This window comes from Pseudoalteromonas sp. SWXJZ10B (assembly GCF_015864475.1).
In the GTDB taxonomy this organism is placed as follows: domain Bacteria; phylum Pseudomonadota; class Gammaproteobacteria; order Enterobacterales; family Alteromonadaceae; genus Pseudoalteromonas; species Pseudoalteromonas arctica.
On sequence record NZ_JADYXD010000068.1, the window covers coordinates 1 to 551 of the forward strand.

At 46.8% G+C, this 551-nt stretch carries 2 protein-coding genes; both read left to right on the forward strand.

Annotation, left to right across the window (positions count from 1 at the left end; genetic code table 11):
- Window positions 1–154 (forward strand): endolytic transglycosylase MltG (locus I6F54_RS20190; protein ID WP_197142807.1); only part of this gene is annotated, 154 nt, incomplete at its 5' end.
- Between the two features lie 115 nt (window positions 155–269).
- A partial coding sequence (locus I6F54_RS20195) for a dTMP kinase (protein ID WP_442960975.1) occupies window positions 270–551 on the forward strand: 282 nt, incomplete at its 3' end.

Sequence of the window (551 nt, forward strand, 5' to 3'; positions counted from 1 at the left end):
GACGCTACATCCTGCCGATAGCGACGCGCTTTATTTTGTGGCAACCGGTAACGGCGGGCATAAATTTACCAACAGCTTGGCTGAGCACAATCAAGCGGTCAAAGACTATTTGAGCGTCATGCTTGAGAAAAAATCTCAAGCAGCAGCGCAGTAACTGTCTATAAAAGCAGCACCTCTACTTTTTCTTAAAAAACCTATCGTTTATTGAGCGCTATAACCTAATTGCTATAATCTCACTATGGCGCTCATCGATGACATAAGGTCATATCATGTCAGTACCCGTGCACACCAACGTATCATCTTCGAATCCAGAACAATCAAATACCTCTCCTATGATTAGCACGCCCAATACAGGGCGTTTTATCAGCTTTGAGGGCACAGAAGGCGTGGGGAAAACCACTGCGATTGAGCAGCTGTGCTTGCGACTAGAGGGCAGTGGTATTCCCTATATTCGTACGCGTGAGCCAGGTGGCAGTCCGTTTGCGGAGCGTTTGCGTGCTATATTATTAGACCCTGCAACGGATATCGAAGATGATACCGAGCTTTTGCTG